The organism is Acinetobacter lwoffii, assembly GCF_024129855.1.
Lineage (GTDB): Bacteria > Pseudomonadota > Gammaproteobacteria > Pseudomonadales > Moraxellaceae > Acinetobacter > Acinetobacter lwoffii_L.
On the sequence record NZ_JAMXXC010000009.1, the window covers coordinates 22,985 to 48,964 of the forward strand.

Consider the following 25,980-nt stretch of genomic DNA (forward strand, 5'->3'; position numbering starts at 1 on the left):
TTTAAAATATACAATAAAATCCATATTTTCAGACTTTGCTGATCCCATTCCATCTATATTTTTACTATAAAAATTACTTTTTAAATTATTTAAAAACTTTTTCCAGCACATGCCGGTGAATAAATCGTAACTTGTCTTTAACCGCTTCGCTCAGCTTGAACGGGTAGGCATCTTCCAGACCCATACAACGGTTTAAGGCATTCAGATTAAAGGTCAAGGTGACCCAGTTTTCCAGAATATGTTCAAAATCCTGTCCACCAATCGGGCATTCTTTAAAATCCATACTGGCCAGATAGCTGCCATTTCCTTCGACACGCATACCACCATAGTAGGCAGTTTCCAGTGTTTCCATCATATGCAGATAATGCGCCCAGGTTTCTGCCCAGTCTTCCCAGGGATGGGCGGTAGCATAAGCACTAATATACTTTTCCTGCCAGTTGATTGGCGCGCCTTCGTTATAATGGCGTTCAAGTGCCTTGCTGTAGTCTTGCTGCTCATCGCCAAAATACTGACGGAATTCGTCTAACAGTTCCGGATGCATATGTTGCATGAGTGCAAAATAATAATGGCCGCTTTCATGACGAAAATGGCCCAATAAAGTCCGGTAGTTTTCACCCATATTCACGCGTGTAGTTTCACGATAAACCACATCAGCTTCAATGGCATTTAGGGTAATGACCCCATTGGCATGACCAATTAAAACAGGCTTATCTTCTTGTGGCAGTAGAAAATCAAAACGCAGACCAAATGGATCATCTTCAGACTTTTTGGGGCGTGGCATCATGTTCATGCGCTGTGCTAAATAAAGGAATCGACGTTTGGCTTCTTCCAGTCGAAACCAGTAAATCAGGTTCTCAGAATTTTCCAGATCAGGAATGACATGGGTCAACTGACAGGATTCACAAAATTCCTCATCTTCATCGCTAGGAATCATCCAATTGCATACTTGATAATGAACGTAATTGTGGCAGGGTTTATAACTGGCATGCTGGTAGTTCTTGGCGATTGGAACCCATCGCTCAGCGCTCTGTTTTTCAAATGCGCACAACTCTTTTTCCGAAGCGATATAACCGATCGGTGACAGACAGTGATCACAAACTGATTTGTAAAAAAACAGCTGTTGCTTGCAGACGGCACATTCAAAATGTTTCATTAAACTCCCTGTAGGGAAGCGAACGACCTAAAATTTTTATGTTCGATGAACACCAAGAAAGGTTCAGAATGCCTACCTAAATTTCTTCCTGATAAAGAAACATCATAAAAATTTCATTGAAAATTCTATATGGATGAATTGTAAATATAGGCTGCTTGATATTAAATGAAACATCAATTGAATCTTTTTTAATAAAAAAGTGTAGTTAAACAAGGTTTTATATAAATATATTTTTTAAATAGAGTGAGTTGCCGTCTTAAAATACGGACAAGGCGTATTGAAGAATATTACCGAATATTCCGACTGGTTTTTAAATTTGGGGGAAGCCCATTCAAGAACAGCTAAAGCAGCTAACTTTTAATAAAAATAACTTTTTAATGTATACAACTTAATAAAGAGAAATTTAAAAAAACATGAAAATTAGAAAAGCCAATCTTCAGGATACTCGTGCCATTGTCGATGCGATTGCGCCCTTTGTCGATGCCGTGATCAGTTCAGAAGAGGGGCGCCAGCGCTTTCAGCCTGAGATGATCCAGACCATTTTCGAGCGTCCGGACATTCATTATTTTGTGGCAGAAATTGACCATCAGGTGATAGGCGTCGTGGCTTATATGGAACCTGCACACTTCATGCATTTTTTCCTGAACCAAGTCTATCAGGGGCAGGGTTATGGCCGGCAAATGTGGCACTTTTTAGAAAGCGAGATCCGCCGTCAAGGCCATTCAATTATTACGGTAAAATCCAGTCTTTATGCCTTGGATATTTACAATCGCTTTGGTTTTGTGGAAACAGGACAATATACGGAAGAACATGGAATCCGTTTTATCCCGATGCGAAAGGATTATCCGGATTTTTAAGAGAAAAATAAAATTGTTTTTTAGCTGGAATCTTTCCAAATTAAGCCAAACTTTCTGCTATTGGCCAGCATCCTATTTTTAATTAGTCAGTCCTTTTGTTAAGACATAGAATTAATTCACTTTTGTAGTAATAGCGATCAGTAGATGGCATTCAGCTGGATTTTTTTCACTTTAATGGCTGCATTTATGCAGGCTTGGCGTAATGCCTTTCAAAAACAGCTCAGCACCACGGTCGATGTCTGGGGAGTCACCCTGGCACGCTTTATTTTCGGTTTGCCATTCGCTGCGCTTTACCTGAGCAGCCTGTATTATTTCAAGCCAGTTGAAAGTGTGGTTCACTTCACGCCCAAGTTCTGGGTCTATGTAGTGATTGCAGGTTGCAGCCAGATTTTAGCTACGGCACTGATGGTGCAACTGTTCAAGCAAAAAAATTACGCGGTTGGGGTGGGGCTGGCGAAAAGTGAAGCCATTTTAGCCGCCATTATTGGTGTGACCTTATTAGCAGATCATTTGTCATTTTTGGCCTGGATTGGTGTGGCGCTGGGCGGATATGCGGTATTTTTATTGAGTAAAGCCCAACAGGTCAGCGGGTTTTCAGCGAGAACATTGGCGATCGGGATTGGCAGTGGATTAAGTTTTGCCATTACCTCGCTTCTGGTACGCGAAGCCAGTTTGGAATTAAGCACTTTACCCACCTTGCATCGTGCGGCCTGGGTGCTGTTAATGGTGATCAGTTTTCAGTGCCTGAGTATGCTGCTTTACCTCAGCCTATTCAGTCGCCAGACTTTAGTGGCCATGTGGCAGCGTCTGGGCTTAACTTTTAAGGTGAGTGTGTGCAGTTTTATGGCATCACTCGGCTGGTTTACTGCCATGAGCATGATGAGTGTGCCGGTCGTGAAAACCTTAGGACAAATTGAGATTCTGTTTAGTATGCTGATTTCGGCATATTTCTTTAAAGATAAACTGGCACGTGCGGAGCATTGGGGACTAGGCTTGGTAGTGATTGCGGCGATTCTAGTAATCTGGGCCTGATGCAGCACTAATTTTTTAAATCTAAGTATAAAAAAGCCACTGATCAACAGTGGCTTTTTCTTTGCATTTATTGTTTAAGCAGCAATAAATTTCTGAACCGCCTGATTAAAGGCCTCAGGTTGTTCCACATTGGAAATGTGCGAGGTATTGATTTCAAACAACTGGCTTTGTGCAATTTCAGCTTGCATGGCTTGACCATCTGCAACAGTCGTTACGGGGTCTTGCTGACCGGCCACAATCAGTACCGGCACTGAAATCGTTTTGATCTGTTCACGTAAATCCGCCTTAGCCAAAGCTTCGCAACAACTTGCATAACCTTCCGGGCTGCCAGCTCCAAGGTCGTTTGAAAGTTCTGCAACTGTCGCTGCGTTGCTTTGGATAAAGGGTTCGGTAAACCAGCGTGATGCTGCAGTTGATGCAATCGGTGCCAGACCTTGTTCACGCACCAACGCGGCACGTTCCAGCCAGGCTTGTTCCTGACCAATCTTGGCAGCAGTATTGCAAATAATCATGTGGCTAAAACGTTCAGGCTTGTTAATCGCTAACCATTGACCGGTTAAACCGCCCATCGAGATACCACAGAAAGCGGCTTTCTGGATATTCAGATGATCCAGCAGATTGACCACATCCTGACCTAACTGTTCAAGACTATACGGACCTTGTGGTGCAGAGGAAGCCCCATGACCACGAGTGTCATAACACACAACAAAATAATCTTGCTGGAAAAATTCAATTTGTGGTTGCCACATGCTGAATTTAGTGCCCAATGAGTTAGAAAAAACCAGGGCAGGTTTGCTGGCATCACCAAAGGTCTGGTAATTGATCTGGGCATCGTTGGATGTAAATGTTGGCATTGAAATCCCTCCCGACCTCCCTTTAAAAAAGGGAGGAGGTTTATCTTTTTAATAGGTTGTTAGACGCGTTCAATAATCAAAGCGATGCCTTGACCGACACCAATACACATTGAACAAAGACCGTATTTACCGCCAGTTTGTTCCAGCTGGTTGAGTGCGGTTGTGACTAAGCGTGCGCCAGATGCACCAAGTGGATGGCCCAAAGCAATTGCACCACCATTCGGATTGACTTTCTCTGAACCATCTTCAATGCCAAGGTCACGAGTACAAGCCAAAGCTTGTGCTGCAAAAGCTTCATTCAGCTCGATCACATCCATCTGCTCTAAAGTCACACCGGTTTGCGCCAGTAATTTCTTAATGGCAGGTGCTGGACCAAAGCCCATGATACGTGGTTCAACACCAACGACGGTTGAACCAATAATTTTGGCACGTGGTTTTAAGCCATGTTGAGCAATTGCTTCATCAGACGCGATCAACAGGGCAGCTGCACCATCGTTAATCCCTGAAGCATTACCCGCCGTTACCGTCCCCTCTGCTTTCACCACAGGCTTCAGTTTTGCCAGAGCTTCTGCAGTGGTAGATGCACGCGGATGTTCATCAGTATCGACAACCACCGGATCGCCTTTACGCTGTGGAATCACTACAGGAATAATTTCATTTTTATAGAAACCTTTGGCCTGTGCTGCTGCAGTACGTTGCTGGCTGGTCAAGGCAAACTTGTCCTGGTCTTCACGGTTGATGTTGAACTGTTCCGCCAGATTTTCAGCCGTTTGCGGCATGGTTTCTACGCCGTACATTTCTTTCAGTTTCGGATTGATAAAACGCCATCCCATGGTGGTGTCTTCAATCTTCTGGCTACGGCCATACGCCGTTTCTGACTTGCCCATCACGAATGGGGCGCGTGACATGCTTTCTACACCACCAGCAATAATCAGATTCGCTTCACCGGCTTTAATCGCACGTGCTGCCATTGCGATGGCATCCATCGATGAACCACACAGGCGGTTCACGGTCGTCGCTGGTACCTGATAAGGCAAACCTGCAAGCAGAGAAGACATACGACCGACGTTACGGTTGTCTTCACCGGCCTGATTGGCACAGCCATAGATCACGTCATCGACCTGTTCCCAGTTCACACTTGGATTACGTTCCATCAAAGCTTTAATTGGCAGCGCACCTAAGTCATCTGCACGGACAGGCGCGAGACCACCGGCATAACGGCCGAATGGGGTACGGATGGCATCGATAATATATGCGTTTTTCATTGTGTATTTGCTCACATATTTAAAAGAAGAAAACTCCTCCCTTTTTAAAGGGAGGTTGGGAGGGATTTAATGAAGTAGTTTTATTCCTCAAATCCTCCCTAAATCCCTCCTGAACATGTTTTAAAGCACTGCTTTTAAAACTAAGTGCAAGAAAGAAGGGACTTCCCCTTAATTTGATTGAGTCGCATCAATCAGTTTGGCACCAGTCAATGACTGCAATTCTTCAAATGACAGACCTTCAACTTTCTCAATCACTTTCATCCCTTCAGGGGTGACATCAATCACGCAGAGGTCGGTATAGATACGGTCGACACATTTCAAGCCAGTAGCCGGATACGTCAGTTCAGCCACGATTTTTGGCTCGCCTTTTTTGGTCACGTGGTCAGTCGTAATAAAGACTTTCTTCGCGCCCACAGCCAGATCCATCGCACCGCCGACTGCTGGAATTGCATCCGGTGCACCGGTATGCCAGTTAGCCAAGTCACCATTTTCAGCGACCTGGAACGCGCCCAGTACGGCGATGTCTAAGTGACCGCCACGCATCATCGCGAAAGAATCACCATGATGGAAGAATGAACCGCCTTCAAGTAAAGTTACGAATTCTTTACCAGCATTAATCAGCTCAGGATCGCGGTCTTCTTCAGCAGGAGGAGGACCGAAAGCCAACAGGCCATTTTCAGAATGCAGGAAGACGTCTTTATCGCTTGGCAGGTAGCTGGAAATCTTGGTCGGTAAACCAATACCGAGGTTCACATAAGCGCCATCAGGAATATCTTGTGCCACACGTTCAGCGATCTGGTCACGGGTCAGTTTGCTATAGCTCATTATTTATCTCCGATGCCAATTATTGTGCAGGTTTAACTTGAACAACGTGTTGAACAAAAATTCCCGGGGTGATGATGTGTTCCGGATCCAGTGCACCCAGTTCAACCACTTCAGAAACTTGAGCAATCGTCACATCCGCAGCCATCGCCATAATCGGGCCGAAGTTACGCGCAGATTTACGGTAGACCAGATTGCCCCAACGGTCGCCTTTAGAAGCTTTAATTAAAGCAAAGTCAGCTTTAATTGGATTTTCTAAAACGTAGTCTTTACCTTCGTAGTTCATGGTCGGTTTGCCTTCAGCCAGCAAAGTACCAAAACCGGTAGGCGTGTAGATTGGACCTAAGCCCATACCTGCTGCCTGAATACGGCAAGCCAGATTACCTTGCGGCACCAGTTCCAGTTCGATCTTGCCTGCACGATAGAGTTCGTCAAATACCCAGGAATCTGACTGACGCGGGAAAGAACAGATAATTTTACGCACAGCGCCCGCTTTAAGCAGTTTCGCCAGACCATAATCGCCATTACCGGCATTATTGTTGACAATAATCAGGTCTTTAATACCCAATTCGATCAGACCATCAATCAGTTCAGCAGGCTGACCCGCTGTACCGAAACCACCGATCATAATGGTAGAACCGTCCTTGATCTGGGAGAGTGCTTCTTTCAATGATAATGAACTTTTATCTATCATAATCTGGTCCTTACATATCCTAAACTGATGGATGTCTTTAAACTCGTTTTGAATCTGATGCTGTAACCGGAACTGCGTTACGGTTTTTCTGTGACAGCAGAAAATGTGCTACCAGGCCAATGCAAATTCCCCAAAAGACTGAACTCAGTCCCAAGAAATGCATGCCGGAAGCAGTCGCTAAAAAGGTGATCAGTGCTGCATCACGTTGCGACTCTTTGCCCATGGCCACGGAAATGTTGGTGGCAATCGCACCCAGTAATGCCAGTCCTGCCAAAGCCGCAATTAATTCTTTGGGCATCAGGCTAAAAAGCATGACAATGCTGCCGGCAAATAAGCCGCCTAAAATGTAAAAAAGCCCATTCGCCACACCAGCGATATAACGCTTTTCTTTCAGCTCGTGGGCATCTTTCCCCAGACACAAAGCAGCTGTGATCGAGGCCAAGACAATCGTGATACCACCTACACAGGCCACTGCAAGCGAGGCAATACTGGTTGCACTAATAATTGGCTTGGCGGGCATGTCATAACCACTGAGTTTGATAATCGCCATTCCCGGTAAAAACTGGCCAGACAGGCTGACCAGAATGAGCGGGAGGGCCAGATTCAGGGTTGAACTCCAGGTCCATTCTGGTGCAATAAATTGCGGAATTGCCAGACTAAAATCTGCCGTGACCGGGTTAATCTTGCCCAGTAACATACTTAAAACCACACCGGCAACCAGTACCCAGACCATCGCATAGCGTGGACTGAAACGCTTGGCCAGCAAAAATACCGCCAGCATGCCAAAGACGATATAGGGCATGGTATCGGTCGCGGTAAACAACCCTAAACCAAACTGCAGTAAAATCCCCGCCATCATTCCGGCAGCGACTTCCTGAGGAATCCAGGACAGCAATTTGTCGAAATAACCGGTGATCCCAATGAAAAAAATCACCACGGCAGAGGTGATATAGGCAGCAACCGCTTCATTGAGCGAAATATCGGGAAACAGCGTGACTAATAAAGCCGTTCCGGGCGCAGACCAGGCGGTGACAACAGGTATTTTGTATTTAATCGATAAAAAGATACCTGCGAGTGCAGCACCAATAGAAATTCCCCAAATCCATGAAATCATCATGTCTGGGGAAACCTGGGCTTGCTGTGCCGCCTGGAAAAAAATGATCAGTGGCCCTGAATAGGAAATTAGCACTGCTAAAAATCCTGCAACAGTCGCTGAAATTGACCAATCATTTTTTAATGTCTGAAACAGGGTATTCATTGGTGATGTGCCTCCTTGCGTCGAACCATGAGCCTGTTAAAAATCGTGATGATCAGGACTAGCCCTGATCTCCACCGCCGACTGGTACCACTGTACCTGTCATATAAGATGATTCATCCGAAGCCAGGAATACAATTGCATTCACTTGCTCCTGAATCGTACCGTAGCGTCCCATGAAAGTACGGTCAATGGTCTGATCAACCACTTGCTGCATCCATTCCTTTTCAGATTCAGTCAGTGGATTGGCATTGCGCGGTACTTTACGTGGTGGTGCTTCAGTGCCACCCGTTGCCACTGCGTTAACGCGAATACCATCTTTGGCATGTTCAAAGGCAAGGGAAGCCGTCAGGCCATTTACGCCACCTTTAGACGCTGAATATGGCACACGGTTAATGCCGCGTGTCGCAATAGAAGATACGTTTACAATGGTACCTTTCTGATTTTTAATCATTTCCGGAAGAACTGCACGGCAGCACCACAGCGTCGGGAACAATGAACGGTTCACTTCCTTGATAATTTCCTCTTCAGAAAATTCTTCGAAAGGTTTCATCCAGATCGCGCCACCGACGTTGTTGATCAGGACATCGACACGGCCATAGGTTTCTAGCGCTTTTTCAACGACTGATTGAGCACCGGCAAACGTTTCCAGATTGGCTTTGACCGTAATCGCATCACCGCCAGTCGCTTCAATTTCAGCCAGAACTTCTTCTACATAAGGGGAAAGGTCAGCCATGACGACTTGGGCGCCTTCGCTCGCCACTTGCAGCGCGACACCGCGACCGATGCCTTGAGCGGCACCGGTCACAATGACGACTTTATTTTCAAATCTTTGACGGTTAGACATTGAACAAATTCCCTCTATTAGTTGGCAGAGAATTTTTCAAACAGGAAGCTTGCAGGTTTAACGCCTTCAGCATCTAACCAGCCGCGAACCGCTTCTACCATTGGTACTGGACCACACAGGTAGACATCTACATCACCGTCATTCAGCCATTCATTTTCGATATGACCGGTCACATAGCCTTTACGCTCATGTGCAGATTCTGGGTTAGCAACCACTGTGCGGTATTCAAACCACGAGAATTTGTCTTGCAGTTCGTTCAGTTTTTCAATCGCTACCAGGTCAAAGTCATTGGTCACACCAAATACTAAACGCACTGGATGCTCTGAACCTTTTTCTTCCAGCACTTGCAGCATCGACATGAATGGTGCGATACCTGTACCACCCGCTAGCATCAAGACAGGGCGGGTCACAGGGCGCAGGTAGAAGCTACCAAATGGACCAGTAAAGGTCATTTTGTCGCCAGCTTGGGCATTTTTGCTCAAGAATTCACTCATTTTCCCATTCGGTACATTACGTACTACGAAACCAGTCAGACGATTACCCGGTTTTGAGCTGAATGAATAAGAACGGGTCTCTGTGGTGCCTGGAATTCCGACATTGACATATTGACCTGCTAGGAAGTGAATGTCTGGTTGACCTTCATCTAACTGGATATCAAAAGTAATGGTTGAATCAGACAGGTTTTCGACACGAGCCAGCGTACCCTGGAATTCATGAATTTCAGTTTTGCAAACTTCTGAAGAGGCCTGAATCTGGAACACTGCATCTGAAGTCGGTTTACATTGACAAGCCAGAATATAGCCTTCAGCGGCTTCTTCAGGTGTTAGTGCATCTTCAATATAGGTTTCTTCAGGCATGTCAAATGAACCTGATTCACAAAACGCACGACACGTTCCACAAGCACCATCACGGCAGTCCAAAGGAATATTGATCTTTTGACGGTAAGCTGCGTCTGACAGGGTTTCTCCGTCAGAAACAGAAATAAAACGTGTAACGCCATCTTCAAATTGAAGTGCAACATTGTGGTTTGACATGGCTGAATATCCTATATAAATCTTTGTAACTGAGCCTTTCAGCCAATTTTCCATCTGACCGAAAGGCATAACCTGGCTGTATAAACAGTCTTAGAGGTGATAAATGTCGATAACCTGGTTGATGTAATCGTTTTTCAGTACCACATATTTGCTTAAAATCTGCGGTTTATCGCCTGAGAAATCAATTTCATAACGAGACATACCGAAGTAGCTGTAACTTGTTTTGTAACGGAAGCTCAAAGTATTCCAGTTAAAACGTACAGTCACTTTGTCGCCATCACGTTCAACAATTTCAATATTGCTGAGGTTATGGCAGGTCCGTGTGTCCGGCATGGTTGCAGAGGAACGTTCAGTCTTGATCCGGAACACACGGTCTTCTAAACCTTGACGGTCCGGGTAATAAATCAACGAGATTTCAGACTGTGGATCTGTGGTCAGCTTGTCGTCGTCATCCCAAGCTGGCATCCAGAAAGAAGCAGTCGGGGCATAACAGGTTAACCAGTCATCCCATTGCTCATCGTCTAAAAAGCGTGCTTCTTGATACAGGAACTGAGCAATATTTTCTAAAGTGATGTCGCTCATGCGTTTTCTCCTTCAGTGGATGCTGCAATTTCTTTCTCAGTCGCAATACCTTTTTTGATCAATTCTAACCAGTACTGGTGCTGAGACAGGTATAAACCTTCATCTTCAGTTTTAATACCAGACAGTTTTGGTTTTAAACCGATTTCATTGGCAGCATCATCCGGACCTTGAATCCAGTGTTTAGAACCACGGCACATGTCGTTCCATTCCAGCGCGATACCGGCATAACCTGCCTGACAGGCACGGAATTCTTCAAGATCGTCTGGGGTTGCCATACCTGAAGCGTTAAAGAAATCTTCATACTGACGGATACGACGGGTACGCGCTTCAGGCTCTTCGCCTACAGGTGCGATACAGTAGATCGTCACTTCAGTTTTATCGACAGAAATCGGGCGCAGGACACGGATTTGTGAACCGAACTGATCCATGAAGTAAACGTTTGGATAGATACACAGGTTACGTGAACGTTCGATCATCCACTTCGCCATGGCTTCGCCATATTGCGCAGTGTATTCATCTTTCTTGGCAAAGTTAGGACGGTCTTCCGGGTTAGCCCATTGCGTCCAAAGCAGCATATGACCGTGTTCAAAGCCGTAAGAACCACCGCCTTGTTTGCCCCATGCGCCTGCGCTCATGGCACGGATGTTGTCACCCGCCTGTTTTTCTTTACGTTGCTGAGTGGTTGCAGCATAGTTCCAATGTACAGCAGACACGTGATAACCATCAGCACCGTTTTCAGCAGTCAACTTCCAGTTACCTTCATAGGTATAAGTCGAAGAACCACGTAAAACTTCCAGACCTTGTTCAGACTGATCCACGATCATGTCAATGATTTTGGTCGCTTCACCCAGGTATTCTTCCAGAGCAGGGACATCCGGATTCAAGCTGCCGAACAGGAAACCTTTATAGCTTTCAAAACGCGCAACCTTTTTCAGGTCATGTGAACCGTCTTTGTTAAAGCAGTCTGAATAACCCGCTTCAGCCGGATCTTTAACTTTTAATAACTTGCCGGAGTTATTGAACGTCCAGCCATGGAATGGGCAAGTATAAGTTGCTTTATTGCCTTTCTTGTTACGACACAATTGAGCACCGCGATGCGAACAGGCATTGATCATGGCATTCAGTTCACCTTGACGGTTACGTGCAATGATGATCGGCTGACGACCAATATAAGTAGTATAGAAGTCGTTATTGTTTGGAATCTGGCTTTCATGTGCCAGATAAACCCAATTGCCTTCAAAGATGTATTTCATCTCAAGGTCAAACAGGGCCTGGTCTGTAAATACTGAACGGTGTAGTTTAAATTCACCAGATTCATAGTCATCCACCAGTAGTTCGTCAATGCGGTCTAAATGGCTGGTGTTAATTACGGGAATACGAGGCATGTCCTTTCTCCGACTTTCCAAGGGGGAAGTCAGCGGGATATATCTCAAGGCATATCCCGCTTCTTAATGTATTAAGCGCTAGCGCGGCGACGATCAACTTCAGTAGAAGGTGCGTCTTGTTTCTCTTTCACGAGTTCAATATCAAATTGAATGTGTTTGAAAGGACCGTTTAGACCACGTTTTGCAATTTCAGCTTCATCAGTCACGTCAACCGCAGTTGCAACCAAGCCTTCACGAGTAGCGAATGCAAAGTCATCCCACAGGTATTGGTCGCCTTCAATATTGAATTGAGTAGTCAGCTTGCGGTAACCCGGTGCAGATACGAAGTAATGTACGTGCGATGGACGGTTACCATGACGGCCTAACTTGTCCAGTACAAACTGAGTTGTACCTTCTGGAGGGCAGCCATAACCTACTGGCATTGTCGTCAATGCAGTATATTGACCATCGGCAGCGGTAATGATGCTGCGACGCAAGTTAAAGTCAGACTGTGACTTGTCAAAGAATGAGTAGTTGCCCAGGCTGTTTGCATGCCAGATTTCAACTTTGGCACCTTCAACACGGTTGCCGTCAGTATCCGTCACTGTACCTTCAATGATCAGCGTCGGGATTTTGCCTTCTTCAGAACCATCATCCATACGTGCAAAGCTTACAGTTTCAGGTGCGCCAGCGACATAAAGTGGACCTTCAATCGTACGTGGCGTACCGCCAGTAATGCCTGCTTTAGCATCCGCTTCATCAGCACGTAAGTCTAGGTAGTGCTCCAGACCCAAACCTGCAGCCAATAAACCTAATTCGTTCGCTTGGCCGGCATCAGTAAAGTATTCCAGCCCTTTCCACAGTTCTGACTGGGAAATATCAAGATCTTCGATCGCTTGGAAAAGGTCACCCAATAAACGCACAACAACTTGTTGTACACGTTCATCTACAGGACCTGTCGCTGTATCAACGTTCATTTGCTTAACTAATGCATCAATTTCTTGGCGATTCATACTATTGCTCCTAAAGTATGTCTTTCATCTTTTAGTGGCGCACTTTTTTAGCTTTCATTGGCTGGCTAAATCTGGCTGGCCACAATCCTTGTTGAGGTACCCTCTGTTTTCGATTTGGAAGAGGAATCCGGTGACTCCCAATCCGCTCATTCAATCAACTGTCGTCATCTCGAACTGAAGATGGGTGACGGTTTAATGCCATTACTTCAATGTTCATATAAGGATAGAGAGGCAAGCCTTGTAACAGGTTGTGCAACTCTTCATTGCTTTCAACATCAAAAATACTGATGTTTGAGTACTGGCCCGTGATGCGCCAGATATGACGCCATTTGCCTTGACGCTGCAATTCCTGTGAATAAGCCTTTTCAACAGCCTTAATTTCGTTTGCCTGTTCAACTGGCAGATCACGTGGAATGTTTACATCCATACGTACGTGAAAAAGCATGGGTTTCTCCTAATTACTGACGACGCAAGTTGTCAATCTTGTTTTCATCCAACTCAATCCCCAGACCTGGCCCTTTCGGAATCTCAAGTTCAAAGTTTTGATAGTTGAGCGGGGTTTTCAAAATATCTTCAGTCAGCAGTAGAGGACCAAACAGCTCGGTACCGAACGCCAGACTTTCAAAAGTAGAGAACACATGTGCCGAAGCAATCGTGCCCACAGGGCCTTCCAGCATGGTGCCGCCATACAGGTCAATACCTGCAAGTTTGGCAATCTTGCCTACTTCACAACCTTCAATCAGGCCACCCGACTGGGCAACTTTGACTGCAAAAACAGATGAACCGTTTTGTTTGGCAATCTCATACGCTGAGTGCGGGCCCATTAACGATTCGTCTGCCATGATGGCAACATCAAAACGTCGGGTCAGACGGCGCATGGCATCCAGGTTATCAATTGCACATGGCTGTTCAATCAGATCAACACCGCCATCTTGCAATAACTGAATGCCTTTAATCGCTTCCAGTTCTGACCAGGCACGGTTCACATCCACACGGATTGAAACGTCTTTGCCTAAGGCTTTCTTAATTGCCAGCACATGTTCAACATCTTCTTCTACCGGACGCGAACCGATTTTGAGTTTGAAAATGTTGTGACGTTTTGCCGCAACCATTTTCTCTGCTTCCGCAATATCTTTTTCGGTATTGCCAGAAGCCAATACCCAAAGAACTGGAATACTGTCACGTAAGCGACCACCGAGGACTTCGCTTAATGGCAAACCTAAACGTTGTGCCTGAATGTCTAAAAGTGCAGTCTGAATCGCACATTTGGCAAAACGGTTACCATTAATATTCTTTTTGATTGCTTGTAATGTCTGTGCAACATTTAAACCGGATAATGTTTTTAAAAGAGGCGCAAAATAAGTTTCAATATTAACTTTTACGCTTTCCGGGCTTTCATCACCATAACCTAAGCCACCGATAGTTGTTGCTTCACCCCAACCGATGTAACCATCTTCAGTGGTGATTTTGACCAATACCAGGGTCTGGGTTTGCATCGTCGCCACTGCCATCTTGTGAGGGCGAATGGTTGGAATTTCTACCAGCAAGGTTTCAACTGACTTATACATAATTACGCTTCACATTCTTGCTTTAATGTTTTGACTTGATATACCTTAAAAGAATAATTTTGATTGGTCTAAGATCGATTTAGCATTTTTTTATACTTTAAAGGTATGCAGGAATATGGAACTCAGGCATTTGCGTTACTTTGTCGCAGTCGTCGAAGAACAAAGTTTTACCAAGGCGGCAGAAAAACTGTTTATTGCTCAACCACCTTTAAGCAGACAAATACAAAATCTGGAACAGGAACTGGATATTCAGCTCTTTGAAAGAGGTAGCCGACCGCTTAAGACCACAGAAGCAGGTCAATTCTTCTACCAGCATGCGGTTAAACTTTTGTCTAATGCGGAAGAAATAAAATCGATGACCAAACGGATTGGTATCGCGGATCGCACCATTAGTATTGGTTTTGTTGGCTCGTTATTGTTCGGTTTGCTATCGCGTATTGTGTTTTTATTTAAGCAGCAACATCCCCAGCTCAAAATTGAGATGGTTGAAATGAATACTTCAGAGCAGATTCAGGCACTTAAGGAAGGGCGGATTGATGTCGGTTTTGGACGCTTGAGAATTTCAGATCCAGCAGTGAAACGGGTGTTGCTGCGTGAAGAAAGACTCATGGTCGCTGCGCATTCCAGCCATTTTCTCTCGCAACGAGATGGCGTGAACCTAGCTGAACTGGTGGATCAGCCACTCTTTTTATACCCGAATAATGGTAAGGCAAATTTTTCGACCCAGGTGCGCGGTATATTTTCCGAGTATGGACTAGAGCCGAAAAATATCCGTGCAGTCAGTGAATTGCAACTGGCGCTGGGTTTTGTGGCTGCTGGAGAGGGTGTTTGTATCGTGCCGGAAAGTGCCCAGAATATTCGTCTGGCACATTTAAACTTTATCCCTTTATTAGATGAATTTGCGGTCAGTCCGGTCTTTATGGCGATTCGTAACATGGATGAAAGTGAATATATTCGTTATCTGTTTGATGCGGTCTATCAGGTCTATGATCTTGAAGCGATTAAATATGATCGTGCGGTGTTTTAAACAAGATTAAAAACTTTTTAGATGCTATATAAAATAGGTGAAATTATTATTTAATGACTGAATTAAAGTCGTTTTATTTGGATGAATATCATTAAGGCATAGTAAATAAAGCCTTTTCTTGAAGGCAGACTTTATAGGTATAGAAGTATGCCTATTCAGTTTTGGACATTTATGGACATCTTCTGCATTGTGAATCTCATAAATTGAACTTCACAATTAGGAGGTGAAGATGTCTACAAATAAAGTGAATATAAATACGCTGATCGATGAAGCAAAGTTCACACCTTTTCATTGGGGTGTTTTGATCTGGTGTTTGCTGATCATTATTTTTGACGGTTATGACCTGGTCATCTATGGGGTGGCATTGCCGCTGCTGATGCAAGAATGGTCGTTAAGTGCAGTGCAAGCTGGAATGCTGGCTAGTACTGCCTTATTCGGAATGATGTTTGGTGCCATGAGTTTCGGTACTTTATCCGATAAACTTGGCCGTAAAAAAACCATCATGATCTGTGTGGCGATTTTTAGTGGATTTACCTTTATCGGTGCCTTTGCTACATCACCAGTCGAATTTGGAATCTTGCGCTTCTTGGCTGGTTTGGGTATTGGCGGGGTCATGCCTAACGTGGTCGCTTTGATGACCGAGTATGCACCTAAACGTATCCGCAGCACCTTGGTTGCGTTGATGTTTAGTGGTTATGCCATTGGCGGGATGACTTCTGCGCTACTCGGTGCATGGTTGGTGCCGCAATTTGGCTGGAAAATCATGTTCCTGCTTGCCGGTGTTCCATTGCTCATCTTGCCGATTCTCTGGAAATATCTGCCAGAATCCCTGATGTACCTGACCAACAAGCAACAGACGGCTCAAGCACACGATATTATTCAAAAGATCTCTCCGACACAGGTCATCACCAGTGACACCCAGTTTGTACTGAATGAAGTGCAAAAAGGGGATGAGGCGCCATTAAAAGCAATCTTTCAACAAGGCCGTAGCTTCAGTACCTTTATGTTCTGGCTGGCATTCTTTATGTGCCTGTTGATGGTCTACGCCTTGGGTAGCTGGTTGCCAAAACTGATGATTCAGGCAGGATATTCGCTGGGTGCAAGTATGATCTTCCTGTTCGCACTAAATATTGGTGGAATGGTAGGTGCAATTGGTGGTGGATATCTTGCAGATAAATTCCATATCAAAAAAGTGCTGACTATCATGTTCTTATGTGGTGCCATTGCATTGATTCTGCTTGGCCTTAACAGTCCACAATTTGTGTTGTATACACTAATTGCTGTGGCAGGCGCTGCAACGATTGGCTCACAAATTCTGCTCTATACCTTCGTGGCGCAGTATTATCCATCGACAGTACGTTCTACCGGTATGGGCTGGGCATCAGGTATTGGACGTATTGGTGCAATTGTTGGGCCGGTACTCACTGGTGCTTTATTAACCATGAATTTACCGCATCAAATGAACTTCTTTGCAATTGCGATTCCTGGCGTAATCGCTGCGCTGGCAATTTTCCTGGTGAACTTAAAAACTTCCGTAGATGGCCAAGCCCTTGCAACACCTGATGTGAAGCCGAATCCATTGGCAAAAGAAGCGACACATTAAGTTAGATTTCAATCAATAAAGATAATATTCCCAATGATATAGATCGCCATCGTAACGGGTGGTGATCTGTTGCTAGAATCGAAACGCATAATAAAAAGCGAGTTTAGGATGAACACGACACAATTATTTAATCAACCAACAATCACATTCAAACGCACAGTTCTGATGAGCATGATGGCAATGAGTTTAGGGGGCATCAGCTTGTCGACTCAAGCACAAACCTCAGCTCAGTCGAATCAGCAGGAAATTGAACAACTGCGCCAGGAAGTTCAGGCTCTACGCGCACTGGTTGAGCAACAGCAAAGACAAACGGCTGTGGTCACTGCACATGTTGCAGCAACACCTGCTCCAGCAAGCAAACCCGTCATGAAAATTGCCAGTGGTGCCGAATTTAATCTTTATGGAAATATTCGTGCCGATGCCTCTTATCAGGCTGAAGGTGGTTCAGCAGCACGTATGTATAACCAGATTAATGCTGTACCTTTAGAAGGTGTCGGTGAGCGTAGTGATGAATTTAAATCTACTCTGGCTGCAACCCGTTTAGGCATGGATTTTAAAGCACCAGTCGGTGCTGGAGATAAAGCTTTAAGCGGTAAAGTTGAAGTGGATTTTCTGGGCGGCGCAAGCTTTGATAATTTGCGTATCCGTCATGCTTATATCAGCTATGCCAACTGGTTGATCGGTCAAACCTGGTCGAACTTTGCGGTGCCAGATTATATTCCAGAAACTGTAGATGCATTGGTTTACGCTGGCGGTTCAATTAAACGGACACCACAAGTTCGTTATACCAGCACAATCAGTCCTGAAACCAATCTGGTATTTGCAGTAGAAGATCCTAAAGATGCAACCATTACTGGTATTAAACAACGTCTACCTGCTTTAACAGCACGTTTAAATCATAAATTTGCTGATAATCTTACAGTCAGTGCCCGTGCGATGGGGAATGAAAAGCGTGTCAATGAAGATGAAAAAATGGCATGGGGTGTAGGTTTAGGTGCCAAGTATGATGTTGTGCCGGGTACAACGCTCAAAGCCGACTATTACCATGTGAAAGGCGATAGCAGCTTTGTGTCTTATGCCAATACGGGTGTGATTGCTGCAAATGGCGATTTATTACAAAGCGAATTTGATTCAATTTCAGTCGGCCTAACCCAGCAGTTTAATGACAAATTGCGCGGTACATTGGGTTATGGCTATATGAATTTTGATCAGGATACTGGTTATTTGGCTGCTGTTGATCAAACTAAAGCCAATAAAGACTTATGGCAAGCTTGGGCCAATATTTTCTATAGCCCAACCAAGCCTTTAAGTTTTGGTTTGGAATATGTCTATGGTGAGCGTGAAGCCTATGGACCTGTCTTAAATACTGAAGGTGATGCGATTAGTAGTCGTAAGGGTGAAGATAACCGTATCAATGCGGTTGCCATTTACAATTTCTAAGACTTCTTTGCATAAAAGCGTCTGATCTGTAACAGAAGCGTGGATGAATTAATCCGCGCTTTTGCTATTTTGAAGAATGGTTTCTGTCAGTAGATTGACTGCATTTTCGATCTTGGCTGTCCATTCAAACGAACAGTTCAGGCGAATATAATGTTGGCTGGCAGGCTCCGGCTTAAACAGCAGTGCAGGGGCAATTGAAATATGCTGTTGCAGCAATTGTTCATAGAGCTGCTGGGCATCGACTTCTTTAGGTAATTCAATCCAGAGAAAATAACCACTGGAATAATAGTAAATTTCACAGATGCTTCCCAAACGTGCTTTAAGTTCTTGATAAAATTTCTTTTTATATTTTTCCAGATGCTGCCTTAAATGCCGCAAATGTTTTTCATAATGATGATGTGAAATAAACTCGACCAGTGCATTTTGCAGTAAGGGGCTGACCGTTAAAGTGCTCATGAGCTGTAAGTGCTGAATGGCATCGGAAAATGGGCCGGCATACACCCAACCGACGCGTGCACCCATCCCCAGCGTTTTCGAAAATGAGGCGCAGTGCAAAACCATCTGATGTTGATCAAAATATTTAACTGGTAACGGCTTGGCTGCACCATAATTTAATTCCTGATAAACATCATCTTCGATTAAATACACCTGATATTCATACAAGAGTTCCGCAATTCTTTGTTTGATTTCAGAACTGACGGTAAAGCCAATCGGATTATGGGCATTCAGCATCAGCCAGCACACCTTGATCGGATACTGTTTTAAAGCCTGTTCAAATGATTCCAGATCAAAGCCAAACTGTGGATGTTCCTGAATCGTAATCACCTGTAATCCCAGACGCTCGGCTGCCTGCCAGGCACCATAAAATATGGTTTGCTGTAGCAGAATAAAATCACCGGGTTGGGTTAAGGCCTGTAAAGACAGATTCAGTGCTTCTAGTGCGCCGGACGTAATGACAATGTCATCTGGATTGCAGGTAATCCCTTGCAATTGATAACGGTTGGCAATCAGTTGCCGCAAGTCCTGATTACCAGGCGGCATATGGTTCTGATTGTTATAACTGCTTTTTCTTTTGGCCTGCTGCGCCAGAATCTGCATAAATTTAGCGTTATATAACAGCTCTGCATTGGGAAAGGCAGAACCAAAAGGCACAATCTCGGCTGACTGAGTCGATTTTAAATAATTAAATACCACCGAATTGATTTGAATTTTAGGATTTAAACCAATCTGGACGGACTGTTTGTTATTGAGCAGCGCTTGAGTGTGTTCTGCAACGTAATAGCCTGATTTGTCTTTGGCATAGACCAGCCCTTGTGCTTCAAGTTCCTGATAAGCATTGAGTACCGTCATCAGGCTATAACCAGATAATTGGGTCTGTTCGCGAAGTGAAGGTAATTTTTCATGTGCCTTCCATACACCGTTTTCAATCATCTGACGGATATTCTGTGCCAGTTTTTCAGACTTATACATACACTTTCTTGAACTAAAACTGTTCTAATTATTTTGATTTATAGCATATTTTAGGATGCTTAATATAACAAAAGGGAGGAATAGGATTATTGACATTCTATTTTTAAGCTTGAGTCTTGATGCAAGACAATTAAAGTGAAAATCAGGTCTCAAATTTTCTGTGGAAATTTTATCTCTACATAAATCATATTCCCATTTTTATACGCCTCAGTCACTTGGCTTAATTTGTCACAATTCGATACTTACAAAGTTAGATTTCCTTGCTAAATTCAATCCACATGATGATAAAAAGTAAGTTACGGTTTCAGACCGAGCCATCATGCAACTATAACAACGATACGCAAATACGGACCAATAACAAGCACAAAGGAGTGGAGAATGCTCGGAAATATGATGTTTCAGCCTTTACTGATCAGCAGCATGATTGAACATGCAGGACGCTATCATGCCGATACCGAGGTAATTTCCAAAAATACCGATACCAGTATTACAGTGACCAATTGGGGAGAAATTCACCAAAACTCGAAACGTTTTGCCAATGCATTACAACAACTCGGCTTAGCGCAGGGAGATCGGGTCGCGACTATTGCCTGGAATAATCATCGCCATTTAGAGTCCTGGTATGCCATTTCTGGGAGTGGCCTGGTCTGTCATACCATTAACCCGCGCTTATTTCCGGAACAGCTGATTTTTATTATGAATGATGCTGCGGATCGCGTGGTGCTGTTCGATAAAACATTTGTCCCTTTAATTAAAGCCGTGAAAGTGCTGTTGAGCTCAGTCGAGCATTTTATCTGTCTGGATGCAGCTGATCCGGCAGTTAGAGAAGCGATACCAGAAGTACAATTTTATGATGATCTGATTGCCGGCCAAAATGCAGATTTTGAGTGGCCAACACTTGATGAAAACTCGGCAAGCTCTCTGTGTTATACATCAGGAACCACGGGCAATCCCAAAGGTGTGCTGTTTAGCCATCGCTCTACGGTATTACATAGCTATGCCATCATTTTACCTGACTCCTTAAATGTCTCGGCTGCCGACATTATGTTGCCTGTAGTGCCAATGTTCCATGTGAATGCGTGGGGCACACCGTATGCTGCTGCGATGGTGGGATGCACATTAGTTCTTCCTGGACCGGGTCTGGATGGTGCCAGTCTGGTCAACCTGATTGATACTTATCAGGTTTCGGTAGCACTTGGTGTACCAACCATCTGGCAGGGGTTGATTGCCGCCGCAAATCAGTCAGGTTCCAAATTGGAAAGCCTAAAACGAAATGTAGTGGGTGGATCGGCATGCCCACCGGCGATGCTAAGAGCTTTCAAAGAACAGTTTAATTGTGAAACGATCCATGCCTGGGGCATGACGGAAATCAGTCCACTGGGTACAGCGAATCAACTCAAGACCAAACATTTGCATCTGTCTGATGAAGAAAAATTACAGATTCGTCTATCCCAAGGTCGTCCACCATTCGGGGTTGACCTACGTTTGACTGATGCAGAAAAAGGGATGCATGAAATTGAACGTGATGGACAGACCACAGGAAATTTACAAGTGAAAGGGCATTGGGTCATCAGCCATTATTTCGGCAAAGAAGAGTCTGCACTGACTGCTGACGGCTGGTTTGATACCGGCGATATTGCTACGCTGGATCAGGATGGCTTTATGAAACTCAGTGACCGTTCTAAAGATCTAATCAAGTCTGGCGGAGAATGGATTTCATCGGTGGAGCTGGAAAATATTGCCATGGGACATCCGGAAATTGCGATGGCTGCCGTGATTGCCGCCCAGCATCCTAAATGGGATGAGCGCCCGGTATTGATTGCTATTAAAAAACCGGATAGCCAGCTAAGTGAAACTGATCTGCTGGAATATTATGCGGACAAGGTAGCCAAATGGCAGATTCCAGACCGAGTCGTATTTGTTGATACGATCCCACTCAGTGGTACTGGTAAAATGCTGAAAAAGGATCTGCGTGAATTATATGGGACTATTCTTTTGGAGCAGGCAGCAGGTTAAAGCGTTATTTAATCTGAAAATCCCAACATGAAGTTAAAAAACTGATCTCGAATAGAGGTCAGTTTTTTTATGTACAGGCTAAGCAGCGTTGTCTATTTAAAAATGCTTTTTCTCAATCCATATCGCCTTGATCGCTACTTTTAGACGATATTGTCCGACAAAAAGTCATATTATATGGCTTAGGCACATAATTTGACCTGTATTGACATGGTCTGAATGTGAAAATTCTTTATCCTGAGCAATATAATAATTAGACAGTTGTACATTAATGAAGCTGTCTGCGGATAAGGGGATAAAAATGACAAGCATGCCAACCTATCAGCCGCATTGGATCCGGCAAGATTTCATTGATTTTATTGGTGAAAAAATCCATCCAACCTGGGCAATCAAAAAAGTTAAGGCTGCCGTTATGGGCATTCAAGCCATCAGTCCTGACTTTTTCAAGATTCACTTACGTCCAAATCATAATTTTAAAGCCAAGTCATTTCAGGCCGGCCAGAATATTGCAGTGACCGTCAGACTTGATGGCGTACGTCATCAGCGACATTATTCTGTAGTGACGGTATTAAAAAATGGCGATCTGATCATTGCGGTTAAACAGCAGGGCAAAGTGTCACGTGCCTTAAGTCTGATGCAAATTGGTGCCGTGATAGAAATTTCACAGCCGCAAGGTGAGTTCACATTGCAAAAATCTACGCAGCCGATTTTATTCCTGGCTTCAGGCAGTGGTATTACCGCCATTTACTCCTTGCTGCAAAAAGCAGTCATTCAATCTCTGGAACAGATCGACCTGATTTATTTCACTCGAGATGATGCCTTTCATGCTGAACTGAAAACATTGGCTCTTATGCATCCAAACTTGAAATATCACCATTTCAATACTGTGGAACACCAGCAGCATCTGACCCAGAGCTTATTGCAAAAGCTGGTGTCAGACTTTGCAGAACGAAAAATTTATGCTTGTGGCTCCGCCGGGATGATGAAGGCCTCACTTCGCATCGTTGATAAACTGGAATTGAAATCCAATTTTCATTCGGAATATTTCCAGGTTGTGGTCGATGAAAAAATTAAAGCACAGCCGGTACAGTTTTTAAGATCGCAGCAAGAGTTTCAGGCGCAGTCCAATTTACTGGAAAGTGCCGAAAAGTCGGGCTTGCGACCAGCGCATGGCTGCCGGATGGGCATCTGCAACACCTGTTCCTGTACCAAGGTCAGTGGTTCGGTACGAAACGTCCTGACCGGTGAAATTGATCATGGTAATAATACCCAGATCAAACTGTGCATTTCTCAGGCAGTGAGTCCTGTGGTGATTAATTTATAAACTATTGATAAGCCATTAATTAAACTATAAGAAGGTGCTCCCATGAATATGCAAATTGATTTTAAACGACATAGCAAAAGCCAATTTCTCAGTCCGGAACAGATTGAGGAATTCGGTGCCAAGGTCGATGCAATCCGCCGCGAGGTCATGGATGATCTGGGGGAAAAAGACGCCGAATATATTTATAAAATCCGTAATTTTGTCCGCTATAGCGAAATTGCCTCACGTGGCATGCTGATGTTTGCCGGCTGGTCGCCACCGGTATGGCTGGCAGGGACAGGTTTGCTCGGTCTTTCTAAAATCGTGGAAAATATGGAACTCGGCCACAATGTCATGCATGGCCAGTTCGACTGGATGAACGATCCGAGTCTGAATGGTGCGACTTATGACTGGGATACGATTTCAACCGGCGATGACTGGAAATACACCCATAACTATATTCATCATACTTATACCAATATTGTCGGGATGGATCATGATGTGGGTTATGGGCTGATTCGAGTCAGTGAATCGCAAAAGTGGGAACCACGCTTTCTGTTCAATATTCCACTGGGCATTCAGTTAATGGTATTTTTCGAATGGTATGTTGGCCTGCAACGCCTGCATCTGGAAGATGTGATTGCCTATAAAACCAAGACCTGGAAAGAAGTCTGGGAAGAAGCAGCACCTTTACGCCAGAAAATGCGACGTCAGGTGTTAAAAGATTATGTATTTTTCCCGATCATTGCCGGGCCAAATGCCATTCCGGTATTTACCGGAAATGCGGTGGCTAATGTGATTCGCAGTCTATGGGCTTCTGCCGTCATTTTTAACGGTCATTTCACTGAAGATGCTGAAACCTTTGAAATGGACAATACCGACAATGAAACCCGTGCCGAGTGGTATTTACGCCAGATTCGTGGTTCGAGCAATTTTAGCGGAACAACCTGGCTACATATCTTGAGTGGTAATTTGAGCCATCAGATTGAGCATCACTTGTTCCCGGATATGCCAGCCAATCGCTATGCGCAGGTTGCGCCAAAAATCAAAGCGCTCTGTGCAGAATATGGCATTCATTATAACGAAGCCAGCTTTATGAAACAGTTTTCTACAGTGTGGGTAGGTCTGGCTAAATGTTCTCTACCGAATCACTGGACTGAGCAGGTGGTTGAAAAAACCCATGCTGCCAAATCTGTATTCAACTACTTTAAAGCGAAACTATTGTCATAATTTTTTAAGCGTTACTTATTCACCATTTTGGTACTCCTCAATAGATTTGGATGGTCTATTGAGGAATTTTTTTGACCTTTATCAGATTCAATATCATTAAAATCCTCCTGTTTATGAATAAAATATGGATACAGATTTCAAAAAATGACGAAAGCAAAACAGATCCAGTACTGCTGAAACGCTTTGCCTACAACAACCTGCTTCAGCCCCAAGGGCTTCTCTCTATAATGGCCGCGTCGTTACACTTAAGGTCTCAGTTTTGAAACATCTTAAATATTTTTCAGCAATTCCATTATTAGTACTTTTAACTGCTTGTAACACCACTGAAGCACCCGCACCAGATTATCAGGGCAATTGGAAAAACACCGTGGAAAATCCAAAACTTGAAAATATTCTGGTTATTTCAAAAAATGGTGAAAATTATCTGATTACCAATACGATCAAAGATAAGGAAACCGGTAAAACCGAGAAAAAGAATCCAATGCCCGCTGCAGTGAATGAAAATGGTATGCTTCAGTTGAACGCAGGTGCAGGTATGGTCGATTTTGCAATCGATGAGAAAACCGGAAATCTGGTTGGTTCAGGCTCAATCTATAAAAAAGCCAAATAGGTAGTAAGATTTTTAGGCCACAAATAGTATTCAAGATGTCATGAACAAGGATGCTTCATGGCATCTTTTTTAGTGGGTGTTTTTACTGAATAAAACTTAATAATTCAGCAAAATCCTCGACATAATAATTTGCTTTGGCTTTGATCAAATCTATTTCATGAGCGGAGTGCTGATCATAAATTGCCACCACCTCGATGCCCGCATGATTTGCTGCTTCTACACCGACTAACGAGTCTTCAATAATTAGACATTCCTCAGGTCGAAGGTTAAAGGCTTGCAAAACATTCAGATAAACTTCGGGATGCGGCTTAATGTTCTGGACATTTTCACGGGTGAGAATCAAGGAAAAGTCCTCATCAAAGCTGATTTTAGAATTAATATTTCGATTGTTATCCTGATAGCGCTGTACATTGAATAAACTGGTGGTGGTGGTCAAAGCCAGTGATATCTGTTGCTGTTTTAAAGCCTGAATCAGGAGGTCTGCCTGAGGTTTTAACTCGACGATATAATCAAGAAAATGTCGGGAAATACTATAACGACGATTTTTTACTTCTTTTTTAGCTGGTTCAAAACCGTATTGTTCTTTTAAAAATCCACAATATTCCAGATAAGGATCTGACATATGTCTCAAGGCGGTAAGTTGAAGATCGCGCTGTTGCTGAATCTGAATCTCATGTAAATCGACTTTTCTGTTGGAGAGCTCATCAATCAGGGCTGCATCTACCTGATTCCAGATGCCTACAGAATCAATCAACGTACCATCTAGATCAAAACAGACCAGCTTTTTATCCTGAAACATATAAGATTTCTCTGTATTTTTACCAGTTATTCAGTGGGACTGAGTATATCGCATACGATTTAATTGTTTAACTGACCTGATCAAACCGGGCTGGAAATTTTGCGTTGAGGTACTTTTTAATGGATTTATTCATCTGGAAAAAGTA

The 25,980-nt window shown here is 44.0% G+C and carries 24 protein-coding genes; 9 read left to right on the forward strand and 15 right to left on the reverse strand.

Annotation, left to right across the window (positions count from 1 at the left end; translation table 11 throughout):
* Nucleotides 1-85: 85 nt before the first annotated feature.
* Nucleotides 86-1,153: a zinc-binding metallopeptidase family protein gene (locus NI465_RS08775; protein WP_253145037.1), complete on the reverse strand. Its 1,068-nt coding sequence runs from the start codon at nucleotides 1,151-1,153 to the stop codon at nucleotides 86-88.
* A gap of 413 nt (nucleotides 1,154-1,566) precedes the next feature.
* On the opposite strand from NI465_RS08775, the gene NI465_RS08780 reads away from it, so the two are divergent.
* Nucleotides 1,567-2,010 carry a GNAT family N-acetyltransferase gene (locus tag NI465_RS08780; RefSeq protein WP_253145039.1) on the forward strand — a complete coding sequence of 148 codons (444 nt, stop codon included), beginning with the start codon at nucleotides 1,567-1,569 and terminating at the stop codon, nucleotides 2,008-2,010.
* Nucleotides 2,011-2,154: 144 nt separating this feature from the next.
* On the forward strand, nucleotides 2,155-3,042 hold the full coding sequence (locus tag NI465_RS08785) for a DMT family transporter (RefSeq protein WP_184412976.1): 888 nt from the start codon (nucleotides 2,155-2,157) through the stop codon (nucleotides 3,040-3,042).
* Nucleotides 3,043-3,116: 74 nt separating this feature from the next.
* Here the strand turns inward: NI465_RS08785 and pcaD are convergent, their stop codons facing one another.
* The 12 genes from pcaD to NI465_RS08845 all read right to left on the reverse strand — a co-directional run bounded on the left by pcaD (nucleotide 3,117) and on the right by NI465_RS08845 (nucleotide 14,340).
* Nucleotides 3,117-3,896, reverse strand: coding sequence for a 3-oxoadipate enol-lactonase (pcaD, locus tag NI465_RS08790; RefSeq protein WP_253145041.1), 780 nt, complete (start codon nucleotides 3,894-3,896; stop codon nucleotides 3,117-3,119).
* A 59-nt stretch (nucleotides 3,897-3,955) separates the two neighbouring features.
* Nucleotides 3,956-5,161 (reverse strand): 3-oxoadipyl-CoA thiolase, encoded by a 1,206-nt coding sequence (pcaF, locus tag NI465_RS08795; RefSeq protein ID WP_253145044.1) that lies wholly within the window; start codon nucleotides 5,159-5,161, stop codon nucleotides 3,956-3,958.
* A gap of 168 nt (nucleotides 5,162-5,329) precedes the next feature.
* Nucleotides 5,330-5,986, reverse strand: a complete 657-nt coding sequence (locus NI465_RS08800; protein WP_004731112.1) for a 3-oxoacid CoA-transferase subunit B — start codon at nucleotides 5,984-5,986, stop codon at nucleotides 5,330-5,332.
* A gap of 19 nt (nucleotides 5,987-6,005) precedes the next feature.
* Nucleotides 6,006-6,677: a 3-oxoacid CoA-transferase subunit A gene (locus NI465_RS08805; protein ID WP_004731110.1), complete on the reverse strand. Its 672-nt coding sequence runs from the start codon at nucleotides 6,675-6,677 to the stop codon at nucleotides 6,006-6,008.
* A 37-nt stretch (nucleotides 6,678-6,714) separates the two neighbouring features.
* A complete protein-coding gene (gene benE, locus NI465_RS08810; RefSeq protein WP_004894958.1) occupies nucleotides 6,715-7,935 on the reverse strand; it encodes a benzoate/H(+) symporter BenE in 1,221 nt (406 codons plus the stop codon).
* 58 nt (nucleotides 7,936-7,993) lie between these two features.
* Nucleotides 7,994-8,779 (reverse strand): benzoate diol dehydrogenase BenD, encoded by a 786-nt coding sequence (gene benD, locus NI465_RS08815; protein WP_180086978.1) that lies wholly within the window; start codon nucleotides 8,777-8,779, stop codon nucleotides 7,994-7,996.
* A 17-nt stretch (nucleotides 8,780-8,796) separates the two neighbouring features.
* Nucleotides 8,797-9,813, reverse strand: coding sequence for a benzoate 1,2-dioxygenase electron transfer component BenC (gene benC, locus NI465_RS08820; RefSeq protein WP_180086979.1), 1,017 nt, complete (start codon nucleotides 9,811-9,813; stop codon nucleotides 8,797-8,799).
* A 90-nt stretch (nucleotides 9,814-9,903) separates the two neighbouring features.
* Nucleotides 9,904-10,395, reverse strand: coding sequence for a benzoate 1,2-dioxygenase small subunit (gene benB / locus NI465_RS08825; RefSeq protein ID WP_005096959.1), 492 nt, complete (start codon nucleotides 10,393-10,395; stop codon nucleotides 9,904-9,906).
* Nucleotides 10,392-11,780, reverse strand: coding sequence for a benzoate 1,2-dioxygenase large subunit (gene benA / locus NI465_RS08830; RefSeq protein ID WP_174894381.1), 1,389 nt, complete (start codon nucleotides 11,778-11,780; stop codon nucleotides 10,392-10,394). The genes benB and benA overlap by 4 nt, the downstream gene beginning before the upstream one ends.
* Before the next feature lie 71 nt (nucleotides 11,781-11,851).
* Nucleotides 11,852-12,772, reverse strand: a complete 921-nt coding sequence (gene catA, locus NI465_RS08835) for a catechol 1,2-dioxygenase (protein WP_005100210.1) — start codon at nucleotides 12,770-12,772, stop codon at nucleotides 11,852-11,854.
* 154 nt (nucleotides 12,773-12,926) lie between these two features.
* On the reverse strand, nucleotides 12,927-13,217 hold the full coding sequence (catC, locus tag NI465_RS08840; RefSeq protein ID WP_004647036.1) for a muconolactone Delta-isomerase: 291 nt from the start codon (nucleotides 13,215-13,217) through the stop codon (nucleotides 12,927-12,929).
* A 13-nt stretch (nucleotides 13,218-13,230) separates the two neighbouring features.
* Nucleotides 13,231-14,340: a muconate/chloromuconate family cycloisomerase gene (locus tag NI465_RS08845; protein ID WP_004647035.1), complete on the reverse strand. Its 1,110-nt coding sequence runs from the start codon at nucleotides 14,338-14,340 to the stop codon at nucleotides 13,231-13,233.
* Between the two features lie 115 nt (nucleotides 14,341-14,455).
* On the opposite strand from NI465_RS08845, the gene NI465_RS08850 reads away from it, so the two are divergent.
* The 3 genes from NI465_RS08850 to NI465_RS08860 all read left to right on the forward strand — a co-directional run bounded on the left by NI465_RS08850 (nucleotide 14,456) and on the right by NI465_RS08860 (nucleotide 18,410).
* On the forward strand, nucleotides 14,456-15,367 hold the full coding sequence (locus NI465_RS08850; RefSeq protein WP_005100217.1) for a LysR family transcriptional regulator: 912 nt from the start codon (nucleotides 14,456-14,458) through the stop codon (nucleotides 15,365-15,367).
* Between the two features lie 229 nt (nucleotides 15,368-15,596).
* The gene (locus NI465_RS08855) at nucleotides 15,597-16,970 is read left to right on the forward strand and encodes an MFS transporter (protein ID WP_253145046.1); all 1,374 of its coding nucleotides are present in this window, start codon (nucleotides 15,597-15,599) and stop codon (nucleotides 16,968-16,970) included.
* Between the two features lie 108 nt (nucleotides 16,971-17,078).
* A complete protein-coding gene (locus tag NI465_RS08860) occupies nucleotides 17,079-18,410 on the forward strand; it encodes a DcaP family trimeric outer membrane transporter (RefSeq protein ID WP_253145049.1) in 1,332 nt (443 codons plus the stop codon).
* Between the two features lie 48 nt (nucleotides 18,411-18,458).
* Here NI465_RS08860 and NI465_RS08865 read toward each other — a convergent pair whose 3' ends face one another.
* Entirely contained in the window at nucleotides 18,459-19,880 is a 1,422-nt protein-coding gene (locus NI465_RS08865) for an aminotransferase-like domain-containing protein (protein ID WP_253145050.1), read from the reverse strand.
* 378 nt (nucleotides 19,881-20,258) lie between these two features.
* Between NI465_RS08865 and NI465_RS08870 the strand changes: the two genes are divergently transcribed.
* The 4 genes from NI465_RS08870 to NI465_RS08885 all read left to right on the forward strand — a co-directional run bounded on the left by NI465_RS08870 (nucleotide 20,259) and on the right by NI465_RS08885 (nucleotide 25,036).
* Nucleotides 20,259-21,896 carry a long-chain-fatty-acid--CoA ligase gene (locus NI465_RS08870; protein WP_253145052.1) on the forward strand — a complete coding sequence of 546 codons (1,638 nt, stop codon included), beginning with the start codon at nucleotides 20,259-20,261 and terminating at the stop codon, nucleotides 21,894-21,896.
* A 298-nt stretch (nucleotides 21,897-22,194) separates the two neighbouring features.
* The gene (locus NI465_RS08875; RefSeq protein WP_253145054.1) at nucleotides 22,195-23,217 is read left to right on the forward strand and encodes a flavin reductase family protein; all 1,023 of its coding nucleotides are present in this window, start codon (nucleotides 22,195-22,197) and stop codon (nucleotides 23,215-23,217) included.
* Nucleotides 23,218-23,259: 42 nt separating this feature from the next.
* On the forward strand, nucleotides 23,260-24,426 hold the full coding sequence (locus NI465_RS08880) for a fatty acid desaturase family protein (RefSeq protein ID WP_253145056.1): 1,167 nt from the start codon (nucleotides 23,260-23,262) through the stop codon (nucleotides 24,424-24,426).
* A 259-nt stretch (nucleotides 24,427-24,685) separates the two neighbouring features.
* Nucleotides 24,686-25,036 carry a hypothetical protein gene (locus tag NI465_RS08885; RefSeq protein ID WP_004280391.1) on the forward strand — a complete coding sequence of 117 codons (351 nt, stop codon included), beginning with the start codon at nucleotides 24,686-24,688 and terminating at the stop codon, nucleotides 25,034-25,036.
* Between the two features lie 82 nt (nucleotides 25,037-25,118).
* On the opposite strand, the gene NI465_RS08890 is transcribed toward NI465_RS08885, so the two are convergent.
* Nucleotides 25,119-25,835, reverse strand: coding sequence for an HAD family hydrolase (locus NI465_RS08890; protein WP_253145057.1), 717 nt, complete (start codon nucleotides 25,833-25,835; stop codon nucleotides 25,119-25,121).
* Nucleotides 25,836-25,980 lie beyond the last annotated feature (145 nt).

What these genes read in the sequence shown, in the direction of transcription:
- NI465_RS08775 (WP_253145037.1), bottom strand. Translation starts at nt 1,153, where the DNA reads ATGAAACATTTTGAATGTGCCGTCTGCAAGCAACAGCTGTTTTTTTAC.
- NI465_RS08780 (WP_253145039.1), top strand. Translation starts at nt 1,567, where the DNA reads ATGAAAATTAGAAAAGCCAATCTTCAGGATACTCGTGCCATTGTCGAT.
- NI465_RS08785 (WP_184412976.1), top strand. Translation starts at nt 2,155, where the DNA reads ATGGCATTCAGCTGGATTTTTTTCACTTTAATGGCTGCATTTATGCAG.
- pcaD (WP_253145041.1), bottom strand. Translation starts at nt 3,896, where the DNA reads ATGCCAACATTTACATCCAACGATGCCCAGATCAATTACCAGACCTTT.
- pcaF (WP_253145044.1), bottom strand. Translation starts at nt 5,161, where the DNA reads ATGAAAAACGCATATATTATCGATGCCATCCGTACCCCATTCGGCCGT.
- NI465_RS08800 (WP_004731112.1), bottom strand. Translation starts at nt 5,986, where the DNA reads ATGAGCTATAGCAAACTGACCCGTGACCAGATCGCTGAACGTGTGGCA.
- NI465_RS08805 (WP_004731110.1), bottom strand. Translation starts at nt 6,677, where the DNA reads ATGATAGATAAAAGTTCATTATCATTGAAAGAAGCACTCTCCCAGATC.
- benE (WP_004894958.1), bottom strand. Translation starts at nt 7,935, where the DNA reads ATGAATACCCTGTTTCAGACATTAAAAAATGATTGGTCAATTTCAGCG.
- benD (WP_180086978.1), bottom strand. Translation starts at nt 8,779, where the DNA reads ATGTCTAACCGTCAAAGATTTGAAAATAAAGTCGTCATTGTGACCGGT.
- benC (WP_180086979.1), bottom strand. Translation starts at nt 9,813, where the DNA reads ATGTCAAACCACAATGTTGCACTTCAATTTGAAGATGGCGTTACACGT.
- benB (WP_005096959.1), bottom strand. Translation starts at nt 10,395, where the DNA reads ATGAGCGACATCACTTTAGAAAATATTGCTCAGTTCCTGTATCAAGAA.
- benA (WP_174894381.1), bottom strand. Translation starts at nt 11,780, where the DNA reads ATGCCTCGTATTCCCGTAATTAACACCAGCCATTTAGACCGCATTGAC.
- catA (WP_005100210.1), bottom strand. Translation starts at nt 12,772, where the DNA reads ATGAATCGCCAAGAAATTGATGCATTAGTTAAGCAAATGAACGTTGAT.
- catC (WP_004647036.1), bottom strand. Translation starts at nt 13,217, where the DNA reads ATGCTTTTTCACGTACGTATGGATGTAAACATTCCACGTGATCTGCCA.
- NI465_RS08845 (WP_004647035.1), bottom strand. Translation starts at nt 14,340, where the DNA reads ATGTATAAGTCAGTTGAAACCTTGCTGGTAGAAATTCCAACCATTCGC.
- NI465_RS08850 (WP_005100217.1), top strand. Translation starts at nt 14,456, where the DNA reads ATGGAACTCAGGCATTTGCGTTACTTTGTCGCAGTCGTCGAAGAACAA.
- NI465_RS08855 (WP_253145046.1), top strand. Translation starts at nt 15,597, where the DNA reads ATGTCTACAAATAAAGTGAATATAAATACGCTGATCGATGAAGCAAAG.
- NI465_RS08860 (WP_253145049.1), top strand. Translation starts at nt 17,079, where the DNA reads ATGAACACGACACAATTATTTAATCAACCAACAATCACATTCAAACGC.
- NI465_RS08865 (WP_253145050.1), bottom strand. Translation starts at nt 19,880, where the DNA reads ATGTATAAGTCTGAAAAACTGGCACAGAATATCCGTCAGATGATTGAA.
- NI465_RS08870 (WP_253145052.1), top strand. Translation starts at nt 20,259, where the DNA reads ATGCTCGGAAATATGATGTTTCAGCCTTTACTGATCAGCAGCATGATT.
- NI465_RS08875 (WP_253145054.1), top strand. Translation starts at nt 22,195, where the DNA reads ATGACAAGCATGCCAACCTATCAGCCGCATTGGATCCGGCAAGATTTC.
- NI465_RS08880 (WP_253145056.1), top strand. Translation starts at nt 23,260, where the DNA reads ATGAATATGCAAATTGATTTTAAACGACATAGCAAAAGCCAATTTCTC.
- NI465_RS08890 (WP_253145057.1), bottom strand. Translation starts at nt 25,835, where the DNA reads ATGTTTCAGGATAAAAAGCTGGTCTGTTTTGATCTAGATGGTACGTTG.